At 45.7% G+C, this 13,702-nt stretch carries 14 protein-coding genes; 8 read left to right on the top strand and 6 right to left on the bottom strand.

Annotated features, from left to right (window positions below):
* Nucleotides 1-2: 2 nt before the first annotated feature.
* Together RH46_RS03335 and RH46_RS03330 are read right to left on the bottom strand one after the other, a co-directional pair.
* Nucleotides 3-1,343 (bottom strand): Na(+)-translocating NADH-quinone reductase subunit A, encoded by a 1,341-nt coding sequence (locus RH46_RS03335; RefSeq protein ID WP_006877996.1) that lies wholly within the window; start codon nucleotides 1,341-1,343, stop codon nucleotides 3-5.
* Between the two features lie 432 nt (nucleotides 1,344-1,775).
* Nucleotides 1,776-2,084, bottom strand: coding sequence for a BolA family protein (locus RH46_RS03330; protein ID WP_006877995.1), 309 nt, complete (start codon nucleotides 2,082-2,084; stop codon nucleotides 1,776-1,778).
* Nucleotides 2,085-2,220: 136 nt separating this feature from the next.
* On the opposite strand from RH46_RS03330, the gene RH46_RS03325 reads away from it, so the two are divergent.
* The 4 genes from RH46_RS03325 to RH46_RS03310 all read left to right on the top strand — a co-directional run bounded on the left by RH46_RS03325 (nucleotide 2,221) and on the right by RH46_RS03310 (nucleotide 5,988).
* Nucleotides 2,221-3,351, top strand: coding sequence for a methyltransferase (locus RH46_RS03325; RefSeq protein ID WP_006877994.1), 1,131 nt, complete (start codon nucleotides 2,221-2,223; stop codon nucleotides 3,349-3,351).
* A gap of 61 nt (nucleotides 3,352-3,412) precedes the next feature.
* The gene (locus RH46_RS03320) at nucleotides 3,413-3,982 is read left to right on the top strand and encodes a YajG family lipoprotein (RefSeq protein ID WP_006877993.1); all 570 of its coding nucleotides are present in this window, start codon (nucleotides 3,413-3,415) and stop codon (nucleotides 3,980-3,982) included.
* The gene (locus RH46_RS03315; RefSeq protein WP_006877992.1) at nucleotides 3,982-4,527 is read left to right on the top strand and encodes a peptidylprolyl isomerase; all 546 of its coding nucleotides are present in this window, start codon (nucleotides 3,982-3,984) and stop codon (nucleotides 4,525-4,527) included. The genes RH46_RS03320 and RH46_RS03315 overlap by 1 nt, the downstream gene beginning before the upstream one ends.
* 72 nt (nucleotides 4,528-4,599) lie before the next feature.
* Nucleotides 4,600-5,988: an AmpG family muropeptide MFS transporter gene (locus RH46_RS03310; protein ID WP_006877991.1), complete on the top strand. Its 1,389-nt coding sequence runs from the start codon at nucleotides 4,600-4,602 to the stop codon at nucleotides 5,986-5,988.
* Nucleotides 5,989-6,045: 57 nt separating this feature from the next.
* Here RH46_RS03310 and RH46_RS03305 read toward each other — a convergent pair whose 3' ends face one another.
* Genes RH46_RS03305 through RH46_RS03295 form a run of 3 tightly spaced genes read right to left on the bottom strand, consistent with a single transcriptional unit; the run spans nucleotide 6,046 to nucleotide 7,928 of the window.
* Nucleotides 6,046-6,708, bottom strand: coding sequence for a ChrR family anti-sigma-E factor (locus RH46_RS03305; RefSeq protein WP_006877990.1), 663 nt, complete (start codon nucleotides 6,706-6,708; stop codon nucleotides 6,046-6,048).
* Complete coding sequence (locus tag RH46_RS03300; RefSeq protein WP_006877989.1) at nucleotides 6,705-7,289, bottom strand: sigma-70 family RNA polymerase sigma factor; 585 nt, start codon at nucleotides 7,287-7,289, stop codon at nucleotides 6,705-6,707. The genes RH46_RS03305 and RH46_RS03300 overlap by 4 nt, the downstream gene beginning before the upstream one ends.
* A gap of 57 nt (nucleotides 7,290-7,346) precedes the next feature.
* Nucleotides 7,347-7,928, bottom strand: coding sequence for an LON peptidase substrate-binding domain-containing protein (locus RH46_RS03295; protein WP_006877988.1), 582 nt, complete (start codon nucleotides 7,926-7,928; stop codon nucleotides 7,347-7,349).
* 345 nt (nucleotides 7,929-8,273) lie between these two features.
* On the opposite strand from RH46_RS03295, the gene RH46_RS03290 reads away from it, so the two are divergent.
* The 4 genes from RH46_RS03290 to csdA all read left to right on the top strand — a co-directional run bounded on the left by RH46_RS03290 (nucleotide 8,274) and on the right by csdA (nucleotide 11,938).
* On the top strand, nucleotides 8,274-9,131 hold the full coding sequence (locus RH46_RS03290) for a nucleoside-specific channel-forming Tsx family protein (protein ID WP_006877987.1): 858 nt from the start codon (nucleotides 8,274-8,276) through the stop codon (nucleotides 9,129-9,131).
* Between the two features lie 109 nt (nucleotides 9,132-9,240).
* On the top strand, nucleotides 9,241-10,131 hold the full coding sequence (gene panE / locus RH46_RS03285; RefSeq protein WP_006877986.1) for a 2-dehydropantoate 2-reductase: 891 nt from the start codon (nucleotides 9,241-9,243) through the stop codon (nucleotides 10,129-10,131).
* The gene (locus RH46_RS03280; protein WP_006877985.1) at nucleotides 10,128-10,727 is read left to right on the top strand and encodes a DJ-1 family glyoxalase III; all 600 of its coding nucleotides are present in this window, start codon (nucleotides 10,128-10,130) and stop codon (nucleotides 10,725-10,727) included. Before panE ends, RH46_RS03280 begins: the two co-directional genes overlap by 4 nt.
* Nucleotides 10,727-11,938 carry a cysteine desulfurase CsdA gene (gene csdA / locus RH46_RS03275; protein ID WP_006877984.1) on the top strand — a complete coding sequence of 404 codons (1,212 nt, stop codon included), beginning with the start codon at nucleotides 10,727-10,729 and terminating at the stop codon, nucleotides 11,936-11,938. The genes RH46_RS03280 and csdA overlap by 1 nt, the downstream gene beginning before the upstream one ends.
* 317 nt (nucleotides 11,939-12,255) lie before the next feature.
* On the opposite strand, the gene tldD is transcribed toward csdA, so the two are convergent.
* Nucleotides 12,256-13,701: a metalloprotease TldD gene (gene tldD / locus RH46_RS03270; protein ID WP_006877983.1), complete on the bottom strand. Its 1,446-nt coding sequence runs from the start codon at nucleotides 13,699-13,701 to the stop codon at nucleotides 12,256-12,258.
* Between the last annotated feature and the right edge of the window lies 1 nt (nucleotide 13,702).

The raw sequence follows: 13,702 nt of genomic DNA, 5'->3' as shown, positions 1-13,702 counted from the left end.
AATTACCCTTCCTTCTCAATTTGATCTAGGCATTCACGAAGTAGTTCACCGTACTCGTACTTACCAGGACAAACAAAGGTACACAATGCTAAGTCTTCTTCGTCTAGTTCTAGAGCACCAAGAGCTTGCGCACTATCAGTGTCACCAGCACATAGGTCACGAAGTAGCAAAGTAGGTTCCATATCTAAAGGCATTATACGTTCGTAGTTGCCGATAGGGACCATTGAACGGTCAGAACCGTTAGTGGTAGTTGTCATGTTGAACAACTGACCCTTAAAGATATGACCAAGGAATGAGCGAGTTATAGAGAACTTGTTCTTACCAGGCATAGCCCAGCCAAACAGTTCCTTCTCACGGCCTTCACGTAATACAGAAACCTGTACGTGGTAACGACCTAGGTAAGCGTGAGGACCAGTTGCATGTGTACCAGTTAGTACTGAACCAGAAATCACACGAACTTCACCTGGCATTAACTCGCTGTCCGTAACGTCATTTAGGTTTGCACCAATAGTTGTACGAACTAGACGAGGGTTATTCACTACTGGGCCAGCCAGAGAGATAACACGGTCAGTGTAAAGTTCACCAGTTAAGAACAACTTACCAAACGCGATAACGTCTTGGTAGTTGATACTCCACGCCACATTTTCTGCATTTACTGGGTATAGGAAATGCATGTGGGTGCCAGCTAGACCAGCTGGGTGAGGGCCATCAAATACATGCTCTTCAACATTAGACTGAGAAGAACGAGGAAGACTTGTGCCAGATTTACATACGTAAACCTTGCCATCAGTCAGTGTTGAAAGCAGATCTAAACCGGCAACGAACGCTTCTTTCTGTTCATTAATGATCAACTCAGGCTGGGCTGCTAGAGGATTAGTATCCATAGCAGTTACGAAGATAGCCTTAGTAGAAGATTCGATTGCAGGAACCTTGCTGAACGGACGAGTACGTAAAGCTGTCCAAAGACCTGAATCAACAAGCTGAGTTTTAACCGCTTCACGGTCAAGACCTGCTAGTTGGTCAGCTTCAAACTTATCGAACGTCACCTGCTCTTCGCCTGCAACTTCAATCACAACAGATTGAAGTACACGCTTAGCGCCACGGTTAATCTCGATCACTTTACCAGCTGCTGGTGAAGTAAATTTAACACCTGGGTTCTTCTTATCTTCAAAAAGAACTTGAGCTTTCTTTACTTCATCGCCTACGCGGACATGCATAGTAGGACGCATGCCGACGTACTCTTCGCCAAGCAAGGCGACTTTTTTGATGGTCTTACCATCATTAATCACCTGGGTAGGAGTTCCTGCGATAGGAAGGTCCAAACCCTTCTTTATTGTAATCATACGCACTTGCACTACTTTTATCGGGAAAAAGATTCTTTGATTGCGTAACTTTTAGACACGACACTAGTGTCCGGTTTCGGTGCTGTTTAAAACACCAAAATCGCAACATCCTATTAAAAACCTCGTCACAAGAAATTGGCGAGATTTATCAGGTGCGATAGTCTAGCATCTTTTGGGAAGTTGATGCCATGACCAATGCAGGGAATAAAGTAGATATTTCGAAGGAATTGAGTTTAAAAGGCTAAGGAATAGTCATAACTTTGAGCCATCGCACAAACAGCAATAGCCACACGCCGAGCAATGGCATCAATCATTCACATCGTGAAACAATCTTATTTAAAACTAACTATTGCATTTATTTGTTTCTATGTTGTTAACAATACCTCTTTGGTACTAATAAAAAGGACAGCTAAGCTGCCCCTTTAATCGACTTTATTTGTCACCACCCATGCACATAGGGCTATCTGGCGCAATCTGGTTGTGCTCCTGCCACTCTTGCTCAGTATAGGTGTGCATTGATAACGCGTGAATGTGGTTAGCTAGCTCATCTGCCAGAGCCTGATTCACTTGACGGTGACGAGCGATCAATCTCAATCCGGCAAAATTTTCACTAACAATAACGACTTTAAAGTGACTCTCAGAGCCAGGCGCTACATTGTGCATGTAACTTTCGTTGATCACCTTTAGGTGAGTGGGAGCAAAGGTCTCTGTGAGTTTTTTTTCTATTATTTCTTGCAGCATTACGCTTCACCATCAAACTTAAACAACAAATTGGGTTAGATAATAATCGCCTTAAGCGTAAAGCTAAAGGTTTTAGTTTCCACAACCGCACGGTTTTGCGACAATTCAATTATGACAGATAACTTGCGTTGTAATTATGATTACTGAGCTTTCGCTGCATGAGCGTACCCTTTCTTTATTCCGTTACCCTAAGAGAAATAACGAAACTCTTCAGGCCTGGGATGCAGGTGATGAATACCTAATCAACCATGTTGAGGAGATGGGTCTAGAGTCCAACCAGCATATTCTTATCATTAATGATAACTTCGGTGCGCTAAGTTGCTGGTTTAGCGAAAAACACCGCATCACAATGATGAGTGACTCTTACATCTCTCATCAAGGCACACAAGCCAACTTACAACGCAACCACTGCCCTGACGTCAACATGATCACGACTATGGATGATGTTCCATCTGACGTGGATTTAGTTTTAATTCAATTACCTAAAAGTAATCGACACCTTGTTTGGCAACTCAGTCAGCTTCGCTGTGCGCTTAAAGATACGGTACCAGTTATTGCCGTCAACAAAGCCAAAGAGATCCATACCTCAACACTGAAGTTGTTCGAAAAACATTTGGGTGAAACCAAAACCTCACTAGCGTGGAAAAAGCACCGACTCGTATTTAGCTCAGCCAACAGCACTACAATCAATCAAGTGTCGCCAAATACACAATGGTCTGTAGATAAAGAGAATATTACTCTCAACAATTTGCCAAATGTCTATTCAGGTGAAAGCTTAGATCTCGGTGCACGTTTTATGCTTGAGCACTTGCCAACCAATCCCGGCATCAAGCATGTTCTTGACCTGGGCTGCGGCAACGGTGTGCTATCGATAAAAATGGGCCAGCTAAATCCTGATATCAAACTGACCTGTATTGATGAAAGTTTTATGGCAGTTGAATCAGCACGACAAAACCTGATTAGCAATCTGGGCAGCGAGCGAGATATTGAATGTATCGCTAATAACTGCTTGGATGGAATGCCTGCTACAGACGTTGATATGGTGATGTGTAACCCGCCATTTCATCAGCAACAAGCTATCACCGATCATATTGCCTGGCAGATGTTCTGTGATGCAAAGCAAATTCTTAGTGTCGGTGGGCAATTATTAGTTATCGGTAACCGTCACCTCGGCTACGATGGAAAGCTATCTAGGCTATTTGGCAAGTCAAACGTAAAAGTTGTCGCAGCCAACAAGAAATTTGTTATTTTACAAGCGACTAAATAGTCCACTATTATCTCTACTACGTTTGAGTAAGCTCGCAGAGTTACAAAGAAAGGAAATTACAATGAGAAAACTGGTTCTAGCCGCGTCAATGGTATTACTCACTGCGTGTTCAGCTCCGCAGCAAGAGCAGATCAACTTTATGCCAAAGGCGGTCCTGAGCAATAGCGATCTTGTCCAAGACGCTGCATTTACGCTAACCAGTAAAGATGTGCGCTCAGCACAGTATGTCGCACTGGTAGACAGTGGTCGCTCAAACATCGAGCCAATCCATTCGAAACAGAATGTACGCATCTCTATTGAGAATGCACTACTAGAACAGTTTCAGTCTCAGGGTTTCCGCAGCACAGTGAACAGCGAGAACTCAGTAGAGATTGAAGTCCAGGAAGCGTTAGTTACTGTTAAGCACACAGTGATGGAAAACGAGATGGACGGTAAAGTAGTCGTCGAAATTACTGCTGAGACCCCTCAAGGTAAACTTGTAAAAACTTACACAGGTACCGCTAAACGTACTGGCGCTCTGAGTGCATCAAACGAAGAAATTGAACTGGTTCTTAACGATGTGATTAACCTGGTCCTTCAAGAAGTTGCCAATGACCGTGAACTTCAAAACTACATGCAGGAGCGATTCTAATGTTGAAGATGGCCGTTGCCTCACTCGCATTGGTAAGCTCACTTGCACTTGCGGGTCCGAAGGTAGAGTTTGAAACCACACTCGGCTCTTTTACCGTCGAGCTCAATGAAAGCAAAGCACCACTAACGGTGGCTAACTTTCTTAAATACGTAAAAGACGGCAGTTACGTCGGCTCTCAGTTCCATCGCGTTATCCCTGGTTTTATGGCTCAGGGCGGTGGTTTTGACAAGAGCATGCAACCACTACCGACATACTCTCCTATCAAGAATGAAGCGTCTAACGGGTTGAAAAACGATACTGCGACCATTGCTATGGCGCGTACTAACAATCCACACTCAGCAACCAGACAGTTTTTCATCAACTATAAAGATAATGGTTTCTTAGATTATGACCAGCGCCCACCTGGTTACGCTGTTTTCGGCAAAGTGACCCAAGGGTTTGATGTTATTCAGACCATGGCTCGCAAACCAACGACAACAAAAGGTCGTTACCGTGATGTGCCAGTCGAGCCCATCATCATAACTAAAGCCACTCTTATCAAATAATAATATAAGGCTCTACTTTGTTAGAGCCTTCTGTTTTTCTCCCAGACCAAACACTCAAACAAGGATTTGTGTATGTCTTCTGACTCTCCTTCCATCTCTTGGCTAGAGACGATTCGCAGCTATATGGACAGGCGCCTAATGTGGGTGTTCATGCTGGGCTGTTCCAGCGGTTTCCCTTGGGTTCTTATCGGCTCTAATATGTCCGGCTGGCTCAAGGATGCAGGATTAACCCGCGCAGCTATCGGCTATTTTGGTAGTGTTTTTGCAGTTTATGCAATTAACTTTCTTTGGGCGCCTTTAGTAGACCGAGTTCGTATCCCACTATTACATGCAATGCTCGGCCAACGCAGAAGTTGGATCTTCTTATGTCAATCGGTTGTACTGGTTTGTACGCTGTTTATTGCCGGAGTCGACCCTTCACAAAACCTAATGATGACATCCATGTTAGCTTTAGGCATCGCTCTCTCATCAGCGACTCAGGATATCGCGATTGACGCCTACCGTATCGATACCTTCCCTAAATCAGAACCTTCTAAACTACCGCAAGCTTCAGCTATGGCTGTTATCGGTTGGTGGACGGGGTATTCTGTACCAGGTTATCTGGCGTTCATTAATGCCGACTCTATTGGCTGGAATGGGGTTTACTACGGTATGGCTGCAATTGTCGGTCTGTTGATGGTATTTACCTTGTTAGTTGGTGAACCAAAAACTAAGCGTGAAGAGCTCCAGGCTCAAGCTGAACAGCGTCATAGCAAGGTCGTGGGTAATCGAATCATAGCCTGGATTACGGTAACAGTAGTTGAACCTTTCCTAGACTTCTTCAGAAGTAATGGCTTTAGAGTAGCACTGACACTGTTACTGTTTGTGTTCCTATTTAAGATTGGTGAAGCCTTCCTCGGCCGTATGTCGATCACCTTCTATAAAGAAGTTGGCTTTACTAACGAACAGATTGGCTACTATTCGAAACTGATTGGTTGGGGTCTAACCATCCTCTTCACACTGGTTGGTAGTATGGTTAACGTCAAATTTGGTATCGTACGTGGCCTGATGATTGGTGGTATAGCGATGGCATCAAGCAACCTGATGTTTGCCTGGATTGCTAAAGTTGGCCCTAGCGAGCAACTTTTCCTCGCAACGTTAGTGGTTGATAACTTTACTTCCGCTTTCTCTACCGTTGCCTTTGTCTCGTTCTTAACCGTGGTCACTGGTCAGGCATTCTCTGCGACTCAGTATGCGTTACTTGCTTCACTGGGTAACTTCGGTCGAACCACGCTAGCGTCATTCTCTGGCGAACTGGTTGACTACCTCAACGACTGGTCAATGTTCTTCATTCTTACCGCGCTGATGGTAATTCCTAGTCTGATCATGCTCTATTCATTGCGTCACTATTTCACCGATATGCTCAATCGGGCGCAGCGAAGGGATGCTCAACAGACAGAGCAGCAAAGCACTGCTCAATAATAAAAACAAAGGCTTGGTCATAAACCAAGCCTTTTTTGTCTCCTTAAATCGTATCCTTTAAGGATACATCCCCTTGCCAAATAGGTTAAAGACTCGCGCAACACCTTGAGTGAAGATCATCGGCTGGGTGAGAACCGTGAGGCACAAGCAATCTTCACCCTGCTTGGTAAAAGGGCTGTGCTTCACCGAGGCATCTTTATATAAGAAGTCGCCTACACCATAATGGCCATCCTCGTCACTAAAGCCACCATGAAGCACCAAAGTGGATTCTGTGCCTTTATGGGTATGCTGAGGAATGGTTACATTCTCTGCGATATACATCAGGTTGACACGTGCATTTGGAGAAATATCGATCGCGGCACTGTACACTTTGCCACCGTAACTTCGCCACTCTCCGATACAATCGCGGAACCGGGACAGTGATAATGGTAGACGAAACGACTTACCATTAACCTCAACAAAGGTCGGCATTCGTGGTGCTCTGAAGGGATCACTGTTTTGTTCCAGCGCGACGATTTGATCGAACATCGAATCAAAATCATCATCGACGCCTATATCACTATTTAATAACTCTTCGCCACACTGCTGCTCGAACAGAGTAACCTGGCGACGACATTCTGGGCAGGTTTCGATGTGGGTAGCAATCGTAAAAGCACTCACATCATCCAGCGCACCTTGTGCGTAAGCCTGCAATACGGATGCTTGTGGATGGTAACTCATAATGTATCTGCCTCTATCGATGATCGAAGTTTCTCTACCGCAAGACGTAGCCGAGACTTGACGGTACCTAGCGGAATATCAAACATGTCAGCCACCTGCTGGTGCGGTAACTCCTCTAAGTACACCGCCTGAACGACTTTACGCTGAGGTTCTGGTAACAGGTCTAAGTACTTCACAACTTGTTTCTTTAAAAGTTCGGTCTCGGGCGAGTAATGCTCAACCATGTCTGGCGGACAATAGTCATTAGGCCAGATGTCTTCCGAGTGTATGTGTGCCTCTCTGCCTTTCTGCTTGCGTAAGGTATCAAAACAGAGGTTACGGGCTATGGTGTAAATCCAAGTTGAAAGCGAACTTTTGCTGCCGTCAAACAAGGCACTCTTCTGCCATACGGTCGCCATCGCTTCCTGTACGATTTCCATCGCTATCTGTTCGTTGCCCATGTGTCGGTAGGCGAACTGTTTTAATCGTGGAGAGAAGTGAGTAAAAACCAGAGCAAAAGATTTTTTATCTTGCTGTTTTACCCCTTCCATACACTGAGCCCAATCTGCTTTTGTAAAAGCTTGGGTGTCTGCATTGGCCATTTCGATATCCTTTATCGGAATCCCTGTTCACTTTATAAGTATGGTCTATAAAAAAGATCACTCTGGTGTAGAATTAAATAGCGCTTGATTTAAAAACGTTACCGCCTCTGAACAGTCGCTCTGAGCTGCGAGACTGTCAAACTGCAATTTGGACAACGGCAAAATCTCCAGCCACCGTTGACTTACCCAGCTCTGGTCATCTAAGAACTTTTGCTCATACAGGTCACCGACCTCAGGGAAGCGCTGATAGACTCTAGCTAAATGACGCGCAACGGATTCAGTTGCCTCATCAACCTGTGATACTTGCCAGTTTGGTAACCAATTCACTTTTGCGTAGCGAAGACCATCATATTCTACTCTTACTCGCTCTATCTCAAATTTCTTAACCCCTGCGACCGTGATACCAAGCAAACCATCGTCGAGAGACTCAAAATCTACAACTTTGGCCAGAGTACCGATTTTCGATAGCTCATCCAAACCGGCTTGCGATGGTTGTTCATACATACAAATGCCGAATGTTCCATCTGCCTTCATCGCTTGTGAGACGAGTCGTTTATATCTTGACTCAAAGATCCTTAGCCGCATTTTACCTTCCGGAAGCACTATTGAACTAAGAGGGAAAAGCATTATTTCGGCCATATAAAATCACTCCTAACGTTTCTGTTAACAGTTACGTTACAGGCCATTAAAGGGATCAGTAACCGAATGTGTTGAATGCTTGATAGACATAAAATTTTGGGTGAACGCTTGCGTAATCGATACCTGAATCATTTTTTATGCAATGGAATGAAAGTTCCGTAACAATGATAATTTTTGCTTGTTAATGAGATTTAGATCACTCGTTTTATGTTTTTTTACATCGGTTGCACATGGCTTTTGAGATTTTTATCGCTATTATTCGGTTCCATAAAGCGCGACTAAGATTGTGCAACTAAGTAAATATCCAATGAATATTTAAATTAACAAACATAGAGAGTTCCCACTATGCGTAAATCACTTTTAGCTCTAGGTGTTGTAGCAGCAATGTCTGCACCTGCAATGGCTGCTGACTATTCAGACGGCGACATTCACAAGAACGATTACAAATGGATGCAATTTAACCTAATGGGTGCATTCAATGAAAAAGGTGTATCTGAATCAACTCACGATTACCTAGAAATGGAATTCGGTGGCCGCTCAGGAATCTTCGACCTTTACGGCTATGTTGATGTTTTCAACCTAACTTCAGAGTCTGGTAGCGACAAAGCTAAATCAGAAAAAATCTTCATGAAGTTCGCTCCTCGTATGTCTCTAGACGGGCTGACAGGCAAAGATTTATCATTCGGTCCTGTAAAAGAACTTTACGTTGCTTCTATCATGGAGTGGGGTGGCGGTGGCGCAACTAACTGTGACGCTACTGGCTGTATCGATGGTAGCCCTGGTGTGAACACGCAAAAAATCGGTTTAGGTTCTGATGTAGAACTGCCTTGGTTCGGTAAAGTAGGCTTGAACCTATACGGTACATACGATTCAAACAAGAAAGACTGGAACGGTTACCAAATTTCGACTAACTGGTTTAAACCTTTCCACTTCTTCGAAAACGGTTCATTCATCTCTTACCAAGGTTACATCGATTTCCAATTTGGTATGGATAAAGACAAAGGATACGCTACATCAAGCACTGGTGGTGCAATGTTTAACGGTATCTACTGGCACTCAGATCGCTTTGCAGTTGGTTACGGCCTGAAACTATACAATGATGTTTACGGTTTTGCAGACAACGAAGGCCTTCCTTGGAACCCAAGTCAGAAAGCAGAATCTTCTGGCGTAGGTCACTACCTAGCAGTAACTTACAAGTTCTAATAGAACTCATAAGTAAAGCATTCGAAATGGCACCTTAGGGTGCCATTTTTATTTGCTTTCTTTCTATATAGTTTTATCCTCTCTGCCAAACCCACCGACTTGCGAACAGATGAATATTGTAGTTCTCGGCCCCGGCGCTATTGGCTCTCTTTGGGCATCTCATTTGCACACTGCCGGACACTCGGTCTCAGTTTGGTCTCGACAAACCAGTCCAATAGTATCGATCCAATTAGAACAGAACCAACCGGTCAGCTTTGACAATAACTCCCACGACTCTCTTGATAAAGCAGACCTTATTTTAGTGACCTTAAAGGCCCCGCAAGTCGCATCAAGCCTGCAAACTCTGGTTGATAACATTTGCAGTGAAACCATGATTGTACTGATGCATAACGGCATGGGTACTGCTGAGCTGGTTTCGCAGTTAATGCCGAACAATCCCCTGATGGTCGCAACAACCACTCACGGCGCACTGAGAGCGTCACAGGGTACAGTTCTCCATACAGGCCAGGGGATGACTGAGATAGGCGGATACAATGACGCGGGTAAACGCTGTTCATTTGTCGCCGAAGTGTTTCAGCATAGCCTGCCGCAAGTAAAGTGGAATCCGGATATTCTTAGCGCCTTGTGGAATAAACTAGCCATTAACTGCGCAATCAATCCGCTTACAGCGATTGAGCAAGTTGCTAACGGAGCGCTGGCAGAAGAGCAATATGCGACCACCTTGCAATCTGTCGTCGAAGAGGTTGCACAAGTAATGCAAGCTGAAGGAATGAGTACCAGCAGCGCACAGCTGGCGAGCTCTGTCGCTAAAGTGATCCAAGCTACAGCGAGCAACTTATCGTCAATGAATCAGGATATTGTCCATCAGCGCCAAAGCGAGATAGACTTTATCACGGGGTACTTAATCGAAAGGGCGCAAAGCCACGGCATTGCAACCCCTGTAAATAGCGCTCTCTACCAAGCAGTCAAAAACATCGAACAAGGTTGGAACCAACAATGACAAAGAAAGTCCTCGTCCCTATCGCCCCTGGCACAGAAGAAATGGAAGCCGTAACCATTATCGATATGATGGTCAGAGCTGGCTACCAAACCGTTGTCGCCAGTGCCGATTTCGATGGTCAACTTACGATGAAAGCATCGCGCGGTGTGACTCTGACTGCCGACTGTAAACTGGTTGATATTGCTGATGATGAATTTGATGCCGTTATTCTGCCCGGTGGCGTTCAGGGTTCTGAAACTTTCCGTGACAGCACTGTACTGGTCGAAATCGTTCGCCAACAGATGTATGAAGGCAAACTCGTTGCTGCTATCTGTGCTGCACCTGCTTTAGTACTCGCTCATCACGGCCTTTACCCAGAAGCGCTAATGACTTGTCACCCAAGTTTTGAAAGCCATATCCCGGCCAAAAACTGGCGTGTTAAACGTGTGACCTATGACGTCAACCATAACCTGTTGACCAGTCAGGGGCCGGGTACCGCTCTTGAGTTTGCTATGGAAGTGATTATTAACTTATCAGGAAAAGCTCACGCATGGACTGTTGCCGAGCCTATGGTGACAATTCCTACCCTTCAATACCACAAACTAGGTGACGAGTGATGTTTGATGCCCAGTGCGTCGCTGCACAGTTTCCAGCGCTGAAACAGCAAGTCAACGATCAGAGACTGGTCTATCTTGATAGCGCTGCAACGACACAAAAACCTCAATGCGTCATCGATTCGATTTCCCACTACTACGGTCAACAGAATGCCAATGTTCACCGTGGTAGCCATAGCCTGACAGCGAAAGCCACCAGCGAGTTTGAAAGTGCACGTGAGACAGTGGCGCAATTTATCGGTGCTCACTCAAGCAAAGAGATCATCTGGACACGCGGAGCGACAGAAGCACTTAACCTGATCGCACAGACCTATGCCCGAAACATCTTGCAGCCTGGTGATGAAATTTTGGTTAGTGAAATGGAACACCACGCTAATATTGTTCCCTGGCAGATCGTCGCGCAGCAAACTGGCGCTAAAGTAGTTAAGATCCCGATGACAGATCAATGCCAGTTTGATCTTAACGCTTTTGAAACTTTACTGTCGGATAAGAGCAAGATCGTCGCCCTGGCTCATATCACTAATGTCACTGGCACTCGCCAACCGATTGAAGAGGTTATAGCTCGCGCTCATCAAGCCGGAGCGGTTGTGGTCGTTGATGGTGCACAAGGTATTGTTCATGAATCCGTTGATGTTGCGCAGTTAGATGCCGACTTCTATGTTTTCTCTGGACATAAGATCTTTGCTCCTGCGGGAATTGGCGTGCTTTACGGTAAGCAAGCGATCCTCGAAGCCATGCCTCCGTGGCACGGTGGCGGCAAGATGGTAGAGAAAGTCTCTTTTGATGGCACTACCTTTAGTGAGCTTCCTGGTAAGTTCGAAGCTGGCACCCCAAACGTTGCCGGTGCTATTGCGCTATCCACGGCAATTCAGTGGTATCAAGGATTGGATCATCAATCACTTGAAGATCACATCCACTCCTTAGTTAATCAAGCTAAGGCCGGATTAGAGCAACTGGATGACGTTCGCATCCTGGGTTTTCAGCCTAACTCATCAGTGCTGTCATTTATCATTGAAGGTGTTCACCATCAGGATGTTGCTACCCTACTCGATCAGCAAGGCATCGCCGTCAGAGCCGGGAATCACTGTGCTCACCCGCTAATGGACGCTCTGGGTGTAAAAGGCACCATCCGCGCCTCATTTGCCGCCTACAACACAGCTGAAGATGTCGAGAGACTCGTTGCAGCTGTCGCGAAAGCGGTGGATATGTTGTAGCGAGAAGCGAGAAGCGAGAAGCGAGAAGCGAGAAGCGAGAAGCGAGAAGCGAGAAGCGAGAAGCGAGAAGCGAGAAGCGAGAAGCGAGAAGCGAGAAGCGAGAAGCGAGAAAATCTTGGAAGGTTGACGTGAAAGCGTCAACCTTTTTTTCTGGATTTTGGACGTAAGTCCCTAACAATAAACTCTGTATCAGATACCTACTCAGCATCTATAACGTGCACCTCTCGAAGGGCGCAGCCCGTTCTAAATTCTCGTAGGACGAAGTCCGTTCTCGAAGCGCAGCGTTCTAATTTCTCGATTCTCGTAACGAAGCGTTGCTACTCCGTACCACCAACAGTAAGAGAGTCCAGCTTCAATGTTGGCTGGCCAACACCGACAGGTACGCTTTGACCAGCTTTACCACAGATACCTACACCACGGTCAATACTTAAGTCATTACCGACCATAGAGACTTGTTGCATCGCTTCGATACCTGAGCCGATAAGTGTCGCGCCTTTTACTGGGCGAGTAATCTTACCGTCTTCAATCAAGTAGGCTTCTGAAGCAGAGAAAACAAACTTACCAGACGTGATGTCGACCTGACCACCGCCAAAGTTCGGTGCGTAAAGGCCTTTCTTAACCGTTGAGATAATCTCTTCCGGTGTATGCTGACCCGGCAGCATGTAAGTGTTGGTCATACGCGGCATTGGTAGGTGAGCGTACGATTCACGACGGCCATTACCGGTAGGATTCACCCCCATCAGACGCGCGTTGAGCTTGTCCTGCATGTAACCTTTCAGTACACCATTTTCGATTAGAGTATTGTACTGACCGCTGACACCTTCATCATCAACATTCAGTGAGCCGCGAAGGTCTTTCAAGGTACCGTCATCAACGATGGTACATAACTCTGACGTCACCTTTTGGCCAACTTTGCCGCTAAATACTGACGACTCTTTACGGTTGAAATCACCTTCCAGACCATGGCCTACCGCCTCGTGTAGCAAGACGCCAGGCCAACCAGAACCTAGTACAACTGGCATAGTGCCTGCAGGTGCTGCGTCAGCTTCAAGGTTAACTAAAGCCATACGAATCGCTTCATCAGCATACTGGTAAGCAACCTTTGCGCCTTCGTTTTCAGTCAGGAAGAAATCATAGCCAAAACGACCACCACCACCTGAGCTACCACGCTCACGACGATCACCTTTTTGTGCCAGGACACTGATAGATAAACGAACCAACGGACGAATATCGCCAGCGTATGTTCCGTCAGTTGCAGCCACTAGCATCTGTTCATGAACACCGCTAAGGCTAACAGACACCTCTTTAATCAGTGGCTCTTTAGTACGGATGTAAGCATCCAGCTCTTTTAGTAGCTGTGTTTTTTGCTCTTTCTTCCAGCTTTCCAGTGGATTGACAGCGCCGTAGTAGTCTTGATTGTCACTACGCTTGAATGCTTGTACACGGCCATTCTGACCTTGTTGCGCAATACCGCGTGCCGCGATAGCACTCTGCTTCAAACCCTCTAGTTGGATTTGATCAGAATAGGCAAAGCCCGTTTTTTCGCCAGTTACAGCGCGAACCCCAACACCACGGTCAATGTTGAACGAGCCATCTTTAATAATGCTGTCTTCAAGAACTAACGATTCATGCCAGCTTGACTGAAAATAGATGTCTGCATAATCGATTTGACGAGTCGCAATGCTCGATAATGTATCAGCAATATCTTGTTCGCTGAGCCCTGCGGTTTTTAACAACGCATCTTCTACGTGATTTATGGTCATA

The sequence above is a fragment of the Vibrio brasiliensis LMG 20546 genome (genome assembly GCF_000189255.1).
Lineage (GTDB): Bacteria > Pseudomonadota > Gammaproteobacteria > Enterobacterales > Vibrionaceae > Vibrio > Vibrio brasiliensis.
The sequence above is the reverse complement of the archived record's forward strand: the minus strand, read 5'-3'. Positions and strand labels throughout refer to the sequence as shown.